This is a genomic window from Gardnerella sp. KA00718 (assembly GCF_049244285.1).
Classification (GTDB): Bacteria; Actinomycetota; Actinomycetes; order Actinomycetales; family Bifidobacteriaceae; genus Bifidobacterium; species Bifidobacterium vaginale.
In genome coordinates this window covers 53,972-67,639 of record NZ_CP058370.1, presented here as the reverse complement: position 1 = coordinate 67,639, position 13,668 = coordinate 53,972, and the positions used below count along the sequence as shown (strand labels likewise).

6 protein-coding genes, 3 rRNA genes and 1 riboswitch are annotated in these 13,668 nt (G+C 48.4%); of the genes, 8 read left to right on the top strand and 1 reads right to left on the bottom strand.

The genetic code is table 11. From position 1 onward, the window contains the following. Positions 1-51 precede the first annotated feature (51 nt). Positions 52-1,020 carry a ketopantoate reductase family protein gene (locus HXT55_RS00240; protein WP_004113883.1) on the top strand — a complete coding sequence of 323 codons (969 nt, stop codon included), beginning with the start codon at positions 52-54 and terminating at the stop codon, positions 1,018-1,020. A 213-nt stretch (positions 1,021-1,233) separates the two neighbouring features. Then, positions 1,234-3,186, top strand: a complete 1,953-nt coding sequence (locus HXT55_RS00235) for an alpha-glucosidase (RefSeq protein WP_064623157.1) — start codon at positions 1,234-1,236, stop codon at positions 3,184-3,186. A 28-nt stretch (positions 3,187-3,214) separates the two neighbouring features. Here HXT55_RS00235 and HXT55_RS00230 read toward each other — a convergent pair whose 3' ends face one another. Then, positions 3,215-3,997 (bottom strand): SIR2 family NAD-dependent protein deacylase, encoded by a 783-nt coding sequence (locus HXT55_RS00230; RefSeq protein WP_009994495.1) that lies wholly within the window; start codon positions 3,995-3,997, stop codon positions 3,215-3,217. 38 nt (positions 3,998-4,035) lie between these two features. Between HXT55_RS00230 and HXT55_RS00225 the strand changes: the two genes are divergently transcribed. The 6 genes from HXT55_RS00225 (at position 4,036) to HXT55_RS00200 (ending at position 13,486) form a co-directional block, all read left to right on the top strand. Beyond that, positions 4,036-4,377 carry a hypothetical protein gene (locus tag HXT55_RS00225; RefSeq protein ID WP_116285251.1) on the top strand — a complete coding sequence of 114 codons (342 nt, stop codon included), beginning with the start codon at positions 4,036-4,038 and terminating at the stop codon, positions 4,375-4,377. Positions 4,378-4,567: 190 nt separating this feature from the next. Beyond that, positions 4,568-6,095 (top strand): 16S ribosomal RNA (locus tag HXT55_RS00220). A gap of 373 nt (positions 6,096-6,468) precedes the next feature. After that, a 23S ribosomal RNA gene (locus tag HXT55_RS00215) occupies positions 6,469-9,528 on the top strand. A gap of 164 nt (positions 9,529-9,692) precedes the next feature. Continuing rightward, positions 9,693-9,809, top strand: a 5S ribosomal RNA gene (gene rrf / locus HXT55_RS00210). Together the 16S, 23S and 5S rRNA genes form the textbook arrangement of a ribosomal RNA operon. Positions 9,810-10,185: 376 nt before the next feature. Further along, a riboswitch (TPP riboswitch) is annotated at positions 10,186-10,278 on the top strand. Next, the gene (gene thiM, locus HXT55_RS00205; protein WP_064623153.1) at positions 10,266-11,783 is read left to right on the top strand and encodes a hydroxyethylthiazole kinase; all 1,518 of its coding nucleotides are present in this window, start codon (positions 10,266-10,268) and stop codon (positions 11,781-11,783) included. (Overlaps the previous riboswitch by 13 nt.) A 5-nt stretch (positions 11,784-11,788) precedes the next feature. Next, positions 11,789-13,486: a bifunctional hydroxymethylpyrimidine kinase/phosphomethylpyrimidine kinase gene (locus HXT55_RS00200; protein WP_013399395.1), complete on the top strand. Its 1,698-nt coding sequence runs from the start codon at positions 11,789-11,791 to the stop codon at positions 13,484-13,486. Positions 13,487-13,668 lie beyond the last annotated feature (182 nt).

Below are 13,668 nucleotides of genomic sequence, written 5' to 3'. Positions count from 1 at the left end.
GTATGTACGAATTTCGCCTAAGCACATTTTTACCTAAAAGGAGGTGTCACTATGAGTGGCATGAAATATGCAATGATCGGTTCTGGAGCTATGGGGTATCGCTATGGCGTTTTGTTGCAGGAAACGGCTGGCATTCATGTTGATTTCATTGATGCCTGGGATGAAAATGTGAATAAAGTTCGCGAGCAAGGCGGCGTAATGGTGAGCCGAGATCATGAAAATCGTCATCTTGTGCCAATCAATATGTATACCCCTGAGGATTATGACGGCGATCCAGATGTGTGGATTGTGTTTATGAAGCAGATGCAACTTGCTCAAATGTTGGAGCGTTGCAAGCATTTGTTTAAGGATCATCAAGTTGTTTTTGCTGCAATGAATGGTTGGGGTCATTTCGAAAAGCTTCAGCAGTATTTCTCGGATGATCGTATTTACGGTGGTACTGCAATGATTGCAACCGTGCTGAATGGCCCGGGCGACGTTGATTTTATTGGTAAAGTCGGCGTTGGCACAATGAATATGTGCGCGTTGAATGAGCAGGTGAGCGATGTTGAGCTTGCTATGCGAGATGATTTTAAAGCTGCTGGCTTGAATCCTACTATTACGGAAGATTTCAAGGGTACTTGCATGGCGAAGGTAGTTTTTAATTCCGTAGTTAACACTTTGTGCACAATGTATCAGATTCAAATGGGTCAGTTTATTTCTTACCCAGGAGCTATGGATATGGCTCGCCAACTTATTGACGAGGCGTACGACGTGTGCGATCGTGCAGGAATTCGTATGGTTAATACGCGTCAGCAGGAGTTGGAGGCTATTGATTACGTGAGCCGAGTGGCAAATCCTTTGCACTATCCTTCTATGTATCAAGATATGAGTCGTGGACGAAAAACAGAGGTTGATTATATCAATGGCTATATTGCGAAGCTTGGTCGAGAAAATGATTACGTGTGCCGCACGCACGAGTTCTTAACGCACGGAGTTCATTTGGCGGAGCTTGCATTTAAATTGCATAATCAGCAGTGATTTGGAGAGCATTCTACAATTCGTACAATGAATGAGAAGGAGACACGGCTCGTGGTTTTTACTACGGGCCGCTTTTTATTATCCGCGCGTAACATCTAATATGCTGATAAAATTTAGAGTCTAAAATCATAAATACTATTAAATAAATAAAATTATTTGTAATAAATAAAACTGTAATAAAAATACTTATTGACGTAAATTAATGGGGAATGTATGACTACTTTTGACAGATCGAATTTGCCAGAATCCGTGCGCACAAACGGTGCTACGCCAAACCCTTGGTGGGCGAATGCAGTTGTGTATCAGATTTATCCGCGAAGCTTCCAAGATACTAACGGCGACGGAATCGGTGATTTGAAGGGCATTACTTCGCGTCTTGATTATTTGGCTGATTTAGGTGTTGACGTGCTTTGGCTTAGTCCTGTTTACAAGTCTCCGCAAGACGATAACGGCTACGATATTTCCGATTATCAAGATATTGATCCGCTTTTTGGCACTCTAGAAGATATGGACGAGCTTTTGGCAGAAGCGCACAAGCGCGGGCTTAAGATTGTGATGGATTTAGTAGTAAATCACACTTCCGACGAGCACGCTTGGTTCCAGGCTTCAAGAGATGCTTCTAGCGACTACGCGGATTGGTATTGGTGGAGACCAGCGCGCAAAGGTTGCGTTCCTGGGGAGCCAGGTGCTGAGCCAAATAAGTGGGGCTCGTATTTTGGCGGTTCTGCGTGGACTTACGATCCAAAGCGCGGCGAATATTACTTCCACCAGTATTCGCCAAAGCAGCCAGATTTGAATTGGGAAAATCCTGCGGTTCGTGCTGCCGTGTACAAGATGATGAATTGGTGGATGGATCGCGGAATTGACGGCTTCCGTATGGATGTGATTACGCAAATTTCTAAGCGCGTAGATAGCGAAGGACGTTTGCCAGGGGAATACGGTTCGCAGATTGAAGATGCGCCAGCAGGCGACGACGGCTACTCTTCGCCGTATTTCTTCTGCTCCGATGGCCCTCGTTTAGACGAGTTTTTGCGCGAGATGCGCGAGGCGGTTTTCAAAGGTCGTGAAGGTTTCTTAACTGTTGGCGAGGCTCCTGGAATTTCCGCGCATCGAAACACTTATATTACAAATCCTGCTAATGGTGAGCTAGACATGCTCTTCTTGTTCGATCAAGTTAATGTTGATTGCGCAAATGGCACTAAGTGGAATCCTATTCCTCTTAAGTTGACGGCATTAAAACGCGCAATGGCAGATCAGCAGCAGGCAGTTAGCGATGCTGGTTGGGCGAGCTTGTTCTTTAATAATCACGATCAGCCGCGTGCGCTTTCTCGCTGGGGTAGTGAGGCTAGCGATGAGATGCGCGTGCTTTCTGCTAAGGCGATTGCAATGCTTCTTCACATGCATCGCGGCACTCCGTACGTGTATCAGGGTGAAGAAATTGGCATGACAAACGCGCACTTTACGCGTCTTGAGCAGTATCGCGATTTGGAAGCGTTGAATATGTTTAAGCAGCGCGTAGAAGAAGCGCATATTCAGTCTGCGGAGTCTATGATGGATGCGCTCGCAAAGCGCGGTCGCGATAATTCTCGAACTCCAATGCAGTGGAATGCGTCTAAATATGCGGGATTCATGCCTTTTAATGTTCCGTCGCAAAATAATGCGCAGCCTTGGATTAGCGTGAATCCTAATTATGTAGATATTAATGCGGCGGAGCAAATGGAAGATTCGGATTCCGTTTACTCGTTCTACAAGCGTTTGATTGAGTTGCGCCATTCGCAGCCTGTTGTTTCGGCTGGTTCTTGGAATTTGGTTGATGCGGATGACGAGTGCGTTTACGCGTTTGTTAGGCAGGTTGAGCAGACTTGTGATAATGCTAAGGCAGATGTGGCAGATGAGGCAGGTCTTGAGCATGGTGTGAGTTCTTCAAGCGCGGTTGCTTGCGATTCGCCTTGTGCTTATGTAAAGAAGTTGCTCGTAATGGTAAATATGACGGATTCATCTGTAGCAATACCTGCTCAAAGTGCCGAATTGTTGCGTAATATCGCCGCTAACGGCGTATCGTATGATGATGTGATGATTTCTACCTACAGCGCGGATCATGCTCTTAAATCACTTAAAAATGGCACGCTTGCGCCTTGGGAGGGAATCGCTGTTAGCTTGCAATAATTATTTTGTAATAGTCACTTTGCAATATTCACTTTGCAATAGTTTCGTCTACTAATTTTGGCAGAGCTTTCGCAATATCTTCGCGTATTATGCGCTCTGCCAAATAATCGTATTGCGTAGCGCCCAGGTTCATTATTGTAATCGGCACTCCTGCGCGAGCGGCTAGCGGCACAAGGCTTGCAGCTGGAAACACTTCTAGCGTGGAGCCAATAACCCACAACTCGCTTGCGTGCATAATCGCCTGCGCGCTGCGTTCCATTGCGCCTTCGGGAAGTGCTTCTCCAAAATATACAACGTCTGTTTTTATAAGACCGTTGCAAGGCATGTTTCCGCGGTACGGCAGCGCGCGCCTGCAATGTGGGTCTGGGTGTGCGTCTAAGTCGCGCATAATGTCGGCTGTATTGTAGCTAGCGTGGCAGCTCATGCAGTGTGATGTTCCAATGCTTCCGTGCAAGTTCACTACAATATCTGGGCTGTTTCCAGCTTTTTCGTGAAGCGCATCAAAGTTTTGAGTGGCGATTAAGTCCAGCATCCCAGCTTTCTCAAGTTTTACTAGCGATTTGTGTGCTGTTCCTGGCTGAGCGTTCCAAACTGGCGACTCTTTTTGCCAGCGCCAAGAGTAAATGCGTTCCTCTTCACTGCTTAAAAACGCGTCTATATCGTAAACACTCATTTGCTCTGGGTGTTTAGTCCAAACTCCATCTGGGCCTCGAAAGTCTGGAATGCCAGCGCTTGTAGATATTCCGGCGCCTGTTAGAGCCACAATGTGATTGTGTGAGTTGTTCTTGCTGTTTTTCTCGCTATTTCTCATATACCTATATATAGCACGCGAACGCATAGCACGTACACATGTTGTATGCATATATTTTGTTTACGTTGTTTGCGTTGTGTATTTTGATTATTTTGCTCGATTGCTTTGCGCGACACTCCCGGGTTTTGTGTTTTTTATGGTTTTTTGTTTGTTTTTTGGGTTGTTTTTGGTTTTGTGTTGGTGGTTGTGGTGGTTTGTTGTGGTTTTTTGCGTGTTTTCGACACGCCGATGTTTTGGCTTGTTTTCAATGGTTTTGTGGTGTTTGTTTGGTGTTGGTTTGCGTTTTGGTGGGGTTTGGTGTAAGTTTATCTCTTGCTGCTCAGCGCGGCTGGTTCTCCTCGGTTGAGGTTGATGGGCCGGCTGGTGTGGTGGTGGTTTGAGAACTCAAGAGCGTGTCTGTACTACTTATTAGTTAATTATTGCCAGTTCATTGTCAGCCTCACGGATTGTGGGGTGCCTGAGAGATGGTTAAATGATGGTGAGGTTTTTTGTTGGGATGTTCTTTCCTTAAAGAATGTCTCGTCTTTTTCTTTTATATTGGAGCCTTTTGTTGGCTCTTCATTGAAGTTTTTCGTGGAGGGTTCGATTCTGGCTCAGGATGAACGCTGGCGGCGTGCTTAACACATGCAAGTCGAACGGGATCTGACCAGCTTGCTGGTTGGTGAGAGTGGCGAACGGGTGAGTAATGCGTGACCAACCTGCCCCATGCTCCAGAATAGCTCTTGGAAACGGGTGGTAATGCTGGATGCTCCAACTTGACGCATGTCTTGTTGGGAAAGTGTTTAGTGGCATGGGATGGGGTCGCGTCCTATCAGCTTGTAGGCGGGGTAATGGCCCACCTAGGCTTCGACGGGTAGCCGGCCTGAGAGGGCGGACGGCCACATTGGGACTGAGATACGGCCCAGACTCCTACGGGAGGCAGCAGTGGGGAATATTGCGCAATGGGGGGAACCCTGACGCAGCGACGCCGCGTGCGGGATGAAGGCCTTCGGGTTGTAAACCGCTTTTGATTGGGAGCAAGCCTTTTGGGTGAGTGTACCTTTCGAATAAGCGCCGGCTAACTACGTGCCAGCAGCCGCGGTAATACGTAGGGCGCAAGCGTTATCCGGAATTATTGGGCGTAAAGAGCTTGTAGGCGGTTCGTCGCGTCTGGTGTGAAAGCCCATCGCTTAACGGTGGGTTTGCGCCGGGTACGGGCGGGCTAGAGTGCAGTAGGGGAGACTGGAATTCTCGGTGTAACGGTGGAATGTGTAGATATCGGGAAGAACACCAATGGCGAAGGCAGGTCTCTGGGCTGTTACTGACGCTGAGAAGCGAAAGCGTGGGGAGCGAACAGGATTAGATACCCTGGTAGTCCACGCCGTAAACGGTGGACGCTGGATGTGGGGCCCATTCCACGGGTTCTGTGTCGGAGCTAACGCGTTAAGCGTCCCGCCTGGGGAGTACGGCCGCAAGGCTAAAACTCAAAGAAATTGACGGGGGCCCGCACAAGCGGCGGAGCATGCGGATTAATTCGATGCAACGCGAAGAACCTTACCTGGGCTTGACATGTGCCTGACGACTGCAGAGATGTGGTTTCCTTTCGGGGCAGGTTCACAGGTGGTGCATGGTCGTCGTCAGCTCGTGTCGTGAGATGTTGGGTTAAGTCCCGCAACGAGCGCAACCCTCGCCCTGTGTTGCCAGCGGGTTATGCCGGGAACTCACGGGGGACCGCCGGGGTTAACTCGGAGGAAGGTGGGGATGACGTCAGATCATCATGCCCCTTACGTCCAGGGCTTCACGCATGCTACAATGGCCAGTACAACGGGTTGCTTCATGGTGACATGGTGCTAATCCCTTAAAACTGGTCTCAGTTCGGATCGTAGTCTGCAACTCGACTACGTGAAGGCGGAGTCGCTAGTAATCGCGAATCAGCAACGTCGCGGTGAATGCGTTCCCGGGCCTTGTACACACCGCCCGTCAAGTCATGAAAGTGGGCAGCACCCGAAGCCGGTGGCCTAACCCTTTTGGGATGGAGCCGTCTAAGGTGAGGCTCGTGATTGGGACTAAGTCGTAACAAGGTAGCCGTACCGGAAGGTGCGGCTGGATCACCTCCTTTCTACGGAGTTTTTGTGCACGCTCGGTTGAGTGTGGTTACTGGTGTGGAAAACAATAGTTAATGTTTTTAGATGAGTATGTTGGGCATGCTTTTGGGTTCCCGGATTGCCACCCCCCTTGTTTTGGGGTTGCGGTCCTGGCCCTTGGATTACAGGTTGAGGCTTTTTGGTTTTTGGCTTGTGTTCTTGGTGTTTGGTGGTTTGAGAACTGGATAGTGGACGCGAGTAAGAATAGTGAGACTATTTTTGGTTTTGCTTGTTTTTACTTTTATCAATTTCAACCGGCTCCATTTTGGTGGAGTCGCTTGATCGTTTTGTGATCGTTTAGTGTGATGATTTATTGTCTAGAGAGTTAAGCGATAGGCTTTTTACTGGTGTATCACTGGTAAGGGCGTATGGTGGATGCCTTGGTAGACAGGACCGATGAAGGACGTGACGGGCTGCGATATGCCTCGGGGAGCTGCCGAGTGGGCTTTGATCCGAGGATTTCCGAATGGGGAGACCCGGCCACTGTTATGGGTGGTCACCACAGTTTTTGTGGGGGGTACGCAGGGAAGTGAAACATCTCAGTACCTGCAGGAAAGGATACTCCGTGAGTAGTGGCGAGCGAAAGCGGATCAGGCTAAACCGAGTACGTGTGATAACCGTCAGGTGTTGCGTATTCGGGGTCGTGGGATTGACTGTTCAGCCTCTGACGGGGTTGAGAAGAGTGATAAAATGTCGTGTTATGTGAATGGGATTGAATTCCCAGCCGTAGAGGGTGATGGCCCCGTAGCAGGTTGCGCGATGTCTTTTTATGTTTATTCCCAAGTAGCGCGGGCCTCGTGGAATCCCGCGTGAATCTGCCCAGACCGTTGGGTAAGCCTAAGTATTCCTGTCTGACCGATAGTGTACTAGTACCGTGAGGGAAAGGTGAAAAGCACCCCGGGAGGGGAGTGAAATAGTTCCTGAAACCGTGCGCTTACAATCCGTCGGAGCCTTCTTTGTGGGGTGACGGCGTGCCTATCGAAAAATGAGTCTGCGAGTCAGTGGTATGTGGCGAGGCTAACCCGGGTGGGGGAGCCGTAGCGAAAGCGAGTTTTAAAAGGCGTTTTAGTCGCATGTCCTGGACCCGAAGCGGGATGATCTAGCCCTGAGCAGGTTGAAGCGCGGGTAAGACCGTGTGGAGGACCGAACCCACCTAGGTTGAAAACTGGGGGGATGACTTGGGGTTAGGGGTGAAAGGCCAATCAAATTCCGTGATAGCTGGTTCTCTCCGAAATGCATTTAGGTGCAGCGTCATGTTATTGCTTGCAGGGGGTAGAGCTACTGGATGCTTGCGGGCCCATACCGGGTACTAATAGCAGCCAAACTCCGAATACCTGTTAGGTTTATCATGGCAGTGAGTCGGCGGGGGATAAGCTCCGTCGTCAAAAGGGAAACAGCCCTGATCGTCGTCTAAGGTCCCGAAGCGCGTGCTAAGTGGGAAAGGATGTGGAGTCGCATAGACAGCCAGGAGGTTGGCTCAGAAGCAGCCATCCTTGAAAGAGTGCGTAACAGCTCACTGGTCTAGTGGTTCCGCGCCGACAATGTAGCGGGGCTTAAGCACGCCACCGAAGACGCGACTGCATGATTTAGTTCATGTGGGGTAGGAGAGCGTCCTGTATGGGGTGAAGCGGCAGTGTGAACTTGTCGTGGACTATACGGGAGTGAGAATGCAGACATGAGTAGCGAGAGACAGGTGTGAATCCTGTCCGCTGAATGACTAAGGGTTCCGGGGCCACGTTCGTCGTCCCCGGGTGAGTCGAGTCCTAAGGCGAGGCCGACAGGCGTAGTCGAATGGATGAACGGGTTGATATTCCCGTACCGGTGTTACACCGTTCGAACTGAATCTGAGAGTACTAACCTTCGTTATTCTGGTTGATTATCTTTCGGGGTTTTCTTCTGGTTTAGTGTTGGGAGCGTATCGGTAGTAGGTTAGCGTGGGAGTGACGCGGGTAGGTAGCCGGCTGCGGAGGTGGTTTTCCGTGGCTAAGCGTGTGGGCTGTCCTCTAGGTAAATCCGGGGGATGTTAAGCTGAGGCGTGATGGGTAGGCTGTAAGGCTGATTCCGGTGATCCTGCTTGCCGAGAAAAGCTTCAACGTGAGGTGTGATTCCGCTCGTACCCTAAACCGACACTGGTGGTCTGGTAGAGTATACCAAAGCGATCGGGCGAATCCTGGCCAAGGAACTCGGCAAATTACTCCCGTGCCTTCGGCATAAGGGAGACCCCTGATGGTGATGTTTTTTACAAGCGGAGCTGTTGGGGGTGGCACAAGCTAGGGGGTAGCGACTGTTTACCAAAAACACAGGAGCGTGCGAAGGCGTAAGCCGCTGTATACGCTCTGACGCCTGCCCGGTGCCGGAAGGTTAAGAGGATCCGTTAGCTTCGGTGAAGCGGTGAATTTAAGCCCCGGTAAACGGCGGTGGTAACTATAACCATCCTAAGGTAGCGAAATTCCTTGTCGGGTAAGTTCCGACCTGCACGAATGGCGTAACGACTTCCCCACTGTCTCGGCCAGGAGCCCGGCGAAATTGCAGTACGAGTAAAGATGCTCGTTAAGCGCAGAAGGACGAAAAGACCCCGGGACCTTTACTATACCTTGGTATTGTCGTTAGGTGTGGATCGTGTAGCATAGGCGGGAGGCTGTGAAGCGTGGGCGCTAGCTTGCGTGGAGTCGATCAGTGAAATACCGCTCTTTCCATATCTGGCGTCTAACCTCGACACGTTATCCGTGTTAGGGACAGTGCCTGGCGGGTAGTTTAACTGGGGCGGTTGCCTCCTAAAGAGTAACGGAGGCGCTCAATGGTCCGCTCAGCCCGGTTGGCAATCGGGTGTTGAGTGTAATCGCACAAGCGGGCTTGACTGTGAGACTGACGGGTCGAGCAGGGACGAAAGTCGGAGATAGTGATCCGGTGCCGGCGTACGGACGTGGCATCGCTCAACGGATAAAAGGTACCCCGGGGATAACAGGCTGATCATTCCCAAGAGTCCATATCGACGGGATGGTTTGGCACCTCGATGTCGGCTCGTCGCATCCTGGGGCTGGAGCAGGTCCCAAGGGTTCGGCTGTTCGCCGATTAAAGCGGCACGCGAGCTGGGTTCAGAACGTCGTGAGACAGTTTGGTCTCTATCCTCTGCGCTCGTTGGAATGTTGAGGAGACCTGCCCATAGTACGAGAGGACCTGGGTGGACGAACCTCTGGTATGCCGGTCGTCACGCCAGTGGCGCTGCCGGTTAGCTACGTTTGGAAGGGATAACCGCTGAAAGCATCTAAGCGGGAAGCCTGCTCCAAGATTAGCATTCCTTGCACTTTGTGTGTGAGCCCCCATGTAGAACACGTGGTTGATAGGCTGGATGTGGAAGCCCTGTAAGGGGTGGAGCTGACCAGTACTAATGGGCGATTGTGATACTACTTGTATTGCTTATCGTTTAATTCTCTTAACTTTGAGGAGTGTTAGGCGGTCATTTTATGGTTGAGTTGTTGATTTTGATGATTGTTTTTCTGTTGCTCGCGTTCATGTCCGGTTCCCAAACCGCCAATTTGCCGCTCGTTTAAAGCGAGTGTATAATCTAGTTTTGCGGTGGTCATGGCTCAGGTGAGACGCCCGGTCCCATTCCGAACCCGGAAGCTAAGGCCTGACACGGTGAGGGTACTGCACTCGATAGGGTGTGGGAGACTAGCACGCTGCCGCATTATTCTTTCTAGCGGGGAACTTGATTGTTCCCCGCTATTTTATTATTTAAAACAGGTCGTCGCGCAAGTGAGGTAGAGATTCGAGATTTTTTGCAGCGAATGAAGCGAACCTCAGCATGAAATGGTGATTCGCTGAAGCAGCAAGAAAAATCGAGAATCTCGGCGATGCAGGATACGCAAAAGTTCTAGATATTCAGAAGGTTTGATGTATTTCTATACGAGCAATAAAAGAGGAGCGTAGCGACGGGACTTGCGAGGAGAGAAATACTCAAACCTCGCGCAACAATAAGTAAGGAAATATCGTTCGCGCTACGCTCTAAGCGAAAAGGCAGGTCGGAGCGCATATAAATAACGTCATAACGAACATATATAGTCAAACATAGGTTCGGGGTGCGCATAAGCGCTGAGATTATACCCGTTGAACCTGATCTAGTTAGTACTAGCGAAGGGAAAATCATGACTACTGTGTCGTGTTCTAAAAATAGTGAATTCTCAACTAATGCTCGTTGCAAGCAATTCATGCAAGATGTGCGAGAATGCATTGAAACTTTACGCGCAAAAAATCCGCTAACGCATTGCGTAACGAATAATGTTGTTCAAGAAATAACAGTAAACGTTCTGCTGGCTGCTGGAGCATCGCCAGCAATGGTCGTAGATGCAGAAGAAGCTGAAGTATTTGCTCAAATCGCATCTGGTGTATTAGTAAACATTGGAACGTATAGGCCAGTAGACAAAGAATCTATGGATGCTGCGATTCGCGGAGCTGTAAAAGCACACACTCCATGGGTTCTTGACCCAGTTGCAGTTGGCGGTTTAGCTCCACGCACGCAATACGCGCGCGAAATTGTTAAAAGTCATCCTGCTGTAATTCGTGCCAACGCTTCCGAAATCTTAGGCTTAGCTGGAGAAGAAAGCGGCGGTAAAGGCGTAGACGCTGGAGATTCCGTTGATTCGGCAGTTGCAGCAGCTAAGAAGCTAGTTAAACGCTACGGCTCGGTAGTGGCTATTTCTGGCGAAAAAGACGCTATTTATGGGCACGGATGCTCGGCACGAGTTTCTGGCGGCCACGAAATAATGACGAAAGTAGTCGGCACGGGCTGCTCTCTTGGCGCGTTGGTGGCAGCATACGTTGGAGCAAATCGAAATCGACCTTTTGCAGCAACAGTTGCCGCGCACGTACACGCTGCTGCAGCAGGAACTTGGGCAGCGCAACGTTCAACATTGCCAGGGTCATTTAGAAAATTATGGATGGATGCGCTTATGGATTTGAGCGCAGACGAGATGCTGAAATTAGCGAATATTGAATTTGAACTCGATCCTGTTGATTGGTCTCTATACTTTATAACAGACCCAAAGATGAGTGATCGAGCAGAAGAAGATATTGCAGTTGATTGCGTTAAAGGCGGAGCAAGCGTAGTCCAATTGCGCGATAAGTACGCAAATAGCGAAACTTTTAACAATAAAGCTCAAAGCCTGCGAGACAAAATGCTTGCTAATGGTTGCGGAGACGTGCCGATTTTTGTTGACGATCGTATAGATTGCGCTAAAAACTTAGGGTTCAACTTGCATGTTGGGCAAACAGACACGCCTTATATTGAAGCGCGTAAGTCTATTCCTGCAGAGTGGATGGTTGGACTTTCTATAGAAAAGTTAGAACAGTTAGATTACGTTTATAACGAATGTGCTAAAGAAAATGTGGCATTACCAGATGTTATTGGAATAGGTCCGATTTGGCCTACTGCCACTAAGCCAGACGCTGCTCCTGCTTTAGGAGTTGAAGGAGTAGAAAAGATTGCTAAACGCGCTAAAGAACTCGGCATTAGCACTCTAGGAATCGGCGGAGTTAATGAAAATACCGTGTTTCCTATTAAAAGCACTTCAATAGATGGTTTATGCGTAGTATCTGCTCTAATGCTTGCGCAAAATCCTTGCGAAGAAGCACACAAATTACGCGATGCCATTACAAAGGAATAAAAATAATGAATAATCAATTTTCGCAAACTCAAGCACCTTTGCAATCAATTTCTAAATTATATGATTCAAGTCTAAGGCCATCTTCCCTACCTTCTTTAGAAGAGCCAATTATTCCGCGAGTGCTAAGCATTGCTGGAACTGATCCAACAGGCGGAGCTGGAATTCAAGCTGATCTAAAATCAATCACAGCATCTCATGGATTTGCAATGTGTGTAACAACTAATTTGGTTGCTCAAAACACTTGCGGTGTGCGCGAAGTTTATACTCCTCCAACCGACTTTTTGCAAGCGCAACTAGAAGCAGTATTTGATGACGTAACTATTGATGCTGTAAAAATCGGCATGCTTGGAGACAAATCATATATTAGCCTAGTTCAAGATTGGCTTAAGAATCATCCTGTTCCTGTTGTTGTGTTAGACCCAGTGATGGTAGCAACTTCGGGAGATAGGTTGCTTGAAAAGTCTGCAGAAGATGCAATGCGTGAGTTTGCACCTCTTGCGGATGTGATTACGCCAAACATACCTGAACTCGCAGTATTATGCGATAAACAGCCTGCATCTAATTTTGAAGAAGCTTATGCTCAAGCAAGCGAGTGGTGTGCAAAAAACAATACTATTGTTATTGTTAAAGGCGGCCACTTAACAAGCGAAGATGCTGGTAATACTGTTGTGTTCCCAGATGGCCACAGAGTGCACGTTCCTTGCCCTAGGGTTGATACAACAACAACGCATGGCACAGGCTGCTCGTTATCTTCCTCGCTTGCTACGCGCATAGGATTAGCGTTGCGAGAAGGCAAGAAGCTAAGCGATTACAGTACAGTAGCGGATGCTCTAGCATGGTCGTCAAGATGGCTTAACGAAGCTATTGCTTGCGGTAAAGATTTGCATGTTGGCAAAGGTCATGGGCCTGTGAACCATGCTGCTCGTAATTATCGTTTGGAATTAGATTCTTCGTCAACTCCTTGGGAACATATGCAAACTAGTGGCTTAGACGGATTAACTGCGCAAAGCGTAGTCGTAAAAGCTCATAGCAAGGCTAGAAAGCCAAATGTGGAGCCTTGTGGCCCTTGGACTCAAGCTTTATGGGATGCTAGTGCAGATGTCGATAACAACATTATGAAAATGCCATTTATTAAGGCTTTAGGTAATGGAACGCTTGACTCCGACTTGTTTGCTTTCTACATAAGTCAAGATTCTGAATACTTGAAGCGTTACTCGCGCGCGCTAGCTGCTGTTGGAGCTAAAACGCCAGATAATGAAGCTAGAGTGCATTGGGCTACGGGTGCAGCTATGTGCATAGAAGCGGAATCGCAGTTGCACAGAGATTGGCTTGGAAGCAGAAATATAAGCATTGATGCGTCTTGCTCGCCAGTAACGTTAGCTTACGTAAATCACTTACTTGCTTCTACAATGGCAGAAGATTACGTGATTGGAGCTGCATCCATATTGCCATGCTATTGGCTTTATGAAGAAGTGGGGCAAATTTTAGTCAAAAATAATACTCCTGAAAACCCATATCATGATTGGATTTCAATGTATTCTTCTAATGATTTTGAGTCAGGAGTAAGAATGGCAGTTAAATTTGTTGAGAGAGCTTTTGAAGAGGCTGGCCCACAGGCTCGAATTCTTGCTGCTCAAGCATATATGACTTCATGCATTTACGAGTATGAGTTCTTTAATCAAGCTCATAGAGCATTGAGGTAGATGGTTTGATAGCTTGATAGCGCTGATGCATTGACTTCGTCTTTATTAACAAAATCTAGAAGATTTGAAGATGAGTAAAAGCGTCAGCGCATTTTTATAATACGCATGTCTCTTATTTATTGTTGATTTTCTGAGCAGCGCAGATGCACAAGTGACTTGCTTAAGACCTTGCTTAAGACTTA

Excerpts from the sequence above, each read along its gene's own strand:
- HXT55_RS00240 (WP_004113883.1), top strand. The coding sequence starts at position 52 with ATGAGTGGCATGAAATATGCAATGATCGGTTCTGGAGCTATGGGGTAT.
- HXT55_RS00235 (WP_064623157.1), top strand. The coding sequence starts at position 1,234 with ATGACTACTTTTGACAGATCGAATTTGCCAGAATCCGTGCGCACAAAC.
- HXT55_RS00230 (WP_009994495.1), bottom strand. The coding sequence starts at position 3,997 with ATGAGAAATAGCGAGAAAAACAGCAAGAACAACTCACACAATCACATT.
- HXT55_RS00225 (WP_116285251.1), top strand. The coding sequence starts at position 4,036 with ATGTTGTATGCATATATTTTGTTTACGTTGTTTGCGTTGTGTATTTTG.
- thiM (WP_064623153.1), top strand. The coding sequence starts at position 10,266 with ATGACTACTGTGTCGTGTTCTAAAAATAGTGAATTCTCAACTAATGCT.
- HXT55_RS00200 (WP_013399395.1), top strand. The coding sequence starts at position 11,789 with ATGAATAATCAATTTTCGCAAACTCAAGCACCTTTGCAATCAATTTCT.